Below are 4,354 nucleotides of genomic sequence, written 5' to 3'. Positions count from 1 at the left end.
GTTTTGAATCTCCACAGCTCACGACCTGTTTGCGCATCAACGGCTTTCAGGTAACCTTCTAATGTACCGTAGAACACGACGTCAGAAGCGGTTGCTAAGGCACCAGACCAGACTGAGAAACGTTCTGGGTTTGACCATACGATCTTACCTTCACGGGCATCCCAAGCGATGAAGTTACCTAAGTGTGTACCACCTGGTGCGGGGTACATGCTTAATGTTGCACCAACGTATGGTTGACCTGCTACATATTCCACTTCAAATGGTTCATAGTCCATACATACATGGTTGGTTGGCACGTAGAACAGACCTGTGCGTGGAGAATACGCTGAAGGTTGCTCATCTTTAGAACCCAATGCTGCAGGGCATACGCCAGATGTATTCACATCTTCACCGTTACGTGCAGTAGAGTACTTCGCTACACGATCATGTAAACCGGTTTTCAGGTTCACACCGTTTGACCAGTTAACCGCTGGATCATATTTTTCAGCCACTAACAGTTCACCAGTGACGCGGTCCATGGTGTAACCAAAACCGTTACGGTCAAAGTGGACAGCAGTTTTATGCATTTTGCCTTTCACTTTTTGATCAGCAAGTACAACTTCGTTGATACCATCATAATCCCACTCATCATGTGGTGTCATTTGGTAAACCCATTTCGCCATACCGGTGTCTAAGTCACGACCCCATAGAGACATTGACCATTTGTTGTCACCAGGACGTTGAACCGGGTTCCAGGTAGATGGGTTACCTGAACCATAGTAGAACATGTTCAGATCTGGATCGTATGAATACCAACCCCATGTTGTACCACCACCAATTTTCCATTGGTCACCTTGCCAGGTTTTCAAAGATGAATCTTTGCCAACCGGCTTCAGCATAGACGTTGTTTTGTTAGGATCAACTAACATTTCTTCATCAGGACCCGTGCTGTAGGCTTTGTATTTAACGTTACCATCTAAGTCATAGGCTTGAACGTAACCACGTACACCAAACTCACCACCTGAGATACCGACTAACACTTTATCTTTGAATACAAATGCAGCACCCGTGCTTGTTGCACCACGTTTAGCATCATCACGTTTATCAGACCAAACCACTTTGCCGTCTTCAGCATTTAATGCAACAAGTGTTGTATCGGCTTGGTTCAGGAAGATTTTGCCGTCTGCATAGCTTAAACCACGGTTAACCGTGTCACAGCACATAACAGGTACTGTTTCATCGTAGTTTTGTTTTGGCTCATATTTCCATTTGATCGCACCTTCACTGTTTAAGTCCAACGCATAAACGATGTTTGGGAAAGGAGTATGGACATACATAGTGTCACCGATAACCAGAGAGTTACCTTCGTGACCACGTAAAACACCGGTTGAGAAAGACCATGCCATGTTTAAATCTTTAACATTGTCTTTGTTGATTTGAGTTAATTCAGAGTAACGTTGGTTGTTATAGTTACCTGCTGGCATTACCCAGTTATTCGGATCTTTTTGCATTTGCAATAATTCATCAGCAGCAGCCAAGCTTGGCACAGCTAAAGTCATCATTGCGATTGATAAAGTTTTCAGCTTCATTAGAGTGACCTCTATTAATTGTTATTTAACATGACGGCAACACTGGCCGGTCAGGGAGGACTCTATTCGGCTTTTACCTTCTTTTCATTAGGGAATAATCACCCATAGTTTGGGATATATTCCCAAGCATGGCGGAAAGGCTTCCCACACAATATTAATAAGATTCCTGAAAATAATTGAAAATCTAGTATTAACTGCTGACTACACCGTACTTTATGGCTAAGCGAACCATTTCTGCCGATGAATTAAAACCCAATTTATGTTTTAACATGGTCTGGTAATTAGCAATAGTTTTCGCTTCCAGACTTAACTGGGAGGCAACCTGTGAAATGGTCAGTCCTTCAGCCAACAGCCTGAATATTTCAAATTCACGAGTACTCAATCTTTGGGTAGGGTCATCGGAGCCAGACACACTTTGCATAGCAATTTTCTGTGCCATTTCAGCACTTAAAAAGTTTTTGCCATTCATTACCTGATGAATAGCCGTCACCAGATCTTGACTATCACCTGATTTGATAACGTAACCTTTTGCTCCAGCACTCATTGCTTGCATCGCTAATGTCACATTTTCATGCATTGAAAAGACAATAATACGAGCATTTCGAAACTTACCACAGATCCTTCTTACTGCTTCCAAACCGCCAATACCTGGCATCGACATATCAGTGATAAGGATGTCGGGTAATAATTCTGTGTATGCCTGATAGGCTTTTTCCCCGCTTGGAATTTCTTTCACAACCTGAAACTCATCGTAACTGTTCAGCATACTCGCTAGACCTGATCGTACAATCTCATGATCATCAGCCAATAGAATCTTAATTTTTGCCATCGATCTCTCCGATACCACACGGCAGCTTCACTGTAATTTTCATGCCTTGTCCTGGCTGACTTTCAATGTGAATGTGACCTGATACTGTCTCTACCCGTTCTCGCATACCTAATAATCCATAGCCTTTTTTTATCAAGTTTAAATCGCATCCCTGACCGTTATCTATCACTTCGATAATAATGTCATTGTCTTTTCTGTAAAGCAGAATTTTAGCTTCAACATTGTTACCAGCGTGACGACTGATGTTAGTTAAACCTTCCTGAATGATACGGTAACAGCTTAATTGCATATGCTCATCAAGTAACCTCAAATTACAATTTATGGTCAATTCAAGTTGATGCTGCGGATGGTTATAAATCCAGTCATTAACCAACTCATGTAAACAATGTGCCAAACCAAATTCAGATAAATTAGGGGGGCGTAATTGTTTAAGATTCGATCTCAGAATATCTGACATTCTCTCGCTACGTTGCCTTAGATTAGCGATAGTATTTTCTTTTGTATTGGGATCATCTGAGTGATAAAACTTGTCCAACTCAATACGCATTGTGGTTAAAAGTTGACCAAGCTCATCGTGTAGCTCTGCCGCAATACGTTTTCGTTCGATTTCTTGTAATTCAACGGCTTTTCTCTTTTGTATGTGAAAAACCTTTTTTAAACTTTCACTTGACTCAATAATACGAAAAATAAGGCGTTTGATATTGGATAAGGATAGATAACGTAGACGTCCCGTTTTCTCTTCCTTCTGTCTTGGAAAGTTAAGTTGACCGTCAATACGCTCTAAAATGAGTGAGAACAGAAACACGACCAGGCAGCTTGATAATATGAATGTGAATAAAATGGGAATTAATAATTCGGCAATCCCTATCCCAACATATTTCAGCTCATGATATATATCACTGCGAATAATGACTTCACCAACATGCCTGGAGTGAATCACTACCGGCTCAACAATATAAACAGATTTAAGATGAAAGATATCTAAAATGACTTTCATCACTTTTGTCATCAGCCCATCAGTATCAGATTGATATTGATGATTACTTTCAATCATAGAACCATCTTGAGAGATGAACTCAATATTCAAACGATCTAAATTACGCCATTGTTGTAGTTCAAATATAGGAATCTGATTTTTATCTGTCTCGGCGATATTAAAATCGTCAATCTGCTCACGAATCATGGATGAAACCAAGGTGGCTTCCTGAGTAGTTTCACGATGGTTAATCAAGTAGATTTGTACTAGGGCTAAGACTTCTAAGAAAATTAGAAAGCAAATTAATCCAGCGATAAATAACGCTACTTTCTGTGCAACTGAGCCGGTCAATATTTTATTCATCAATACCCTTATCGTGAGGCTTAAAAATACCTGTAGTCCCTAACGAAATAAGTTTGGTATTTAGGTTTTCACACACAAGCACACCTTGCTACATCAACATCCTTAGATATAAACAATGCAGTCGAAGCCGACTATTATAGCTTTTTTAACCACAGACATACCTCAAATCCCATTTTGATTTAGAGATATAAAAAAAGCCCGACATCAAAAGATACCGGGCCTTTTATTCAGACTAAGATTACGGAGTAATCTATATCATCTGGGTCTTACAGGCTGAATACGCTCAGAACACCACCCAGGTTAGTCCAGCTAGACAATGCTTTATAAGCACCGACTGCGCCAAGACCATCTGAGCTGTTTTCTAAGTCAGGAATCGCCATACCGATACCTGCCCAACCACCGACACCTGACAGCACAGAAACGTACTGTTTACCGTCATGCGTGTAAGTATTGACGTTACCGATTACACCTGATGCTGTTTTGAATCTCCACAGCTCACGACCTGTTTGCGCATCAACGGCTTTCAGGTAACCTTCTAATGTACCGTAGAACACGACGTCAGAAGCGGTTGCTAAGGCACCAGACCAGACTGAGAAACGTTCTGGGTTTGACCATACG

At 41.0% G+C, this 4,354-nt stretch carries 3 protein-coding genes and 1 pseudogene; all 4 read right to left on the bottom strand.

Annotated features, from left to right (window positions below; genetic code table 11):
* The coding region (locus tag AC13DA_RS00020; protein ID WP_482945751.1) for a PQQ-dependent dehydrogenase, methanol/ethanol family at positions 1-1,568 on the bottom strand (1,568 nt) is incomplete at its 3' end.
* Between the two features lie 190 nt (positions 1,569-1,758).
* A complete protein-coding gene (locus tag AC13DA_RS00015; RefSeq protein WP_007146856.1) occupies positions 1,759-2,397 on the bottom strand; it encodes a response regulator in 639 nt (212 codons plus the stop codon).
* On the bottom strand, positions 2,384-3,736 hold the full coding sequence (locus AC13DA_RS00010) for a sensor histidine kinase (protein WP_284452326.1): 1,353 nt from the start codon (positions 3,734-3,736) through the stop codon (positions 2,384-2,386). Before AC13DA_RS00010 ends, AC13DA_RS00015 begins: the two co-directional genes overlap by 14 nt.
* Before the next feature lie 266 nt (positions 3,737-4,002).
* Positions 4,003-4,354, bottom strand: a pseudogene (locus AC13DA_RS00005) (PQQ-dependent dehydrogenase, methanol/ethanol family); the annotation flags it as partial.

The sequence above is a fragment of the Methylophaga sp. F-2 genome (assembly GCF_056859315.1).
Note: the sequence above shows the minus strand (reverse complement) of the source record. Positions and strands in the feature narration are given on the sequence as shown.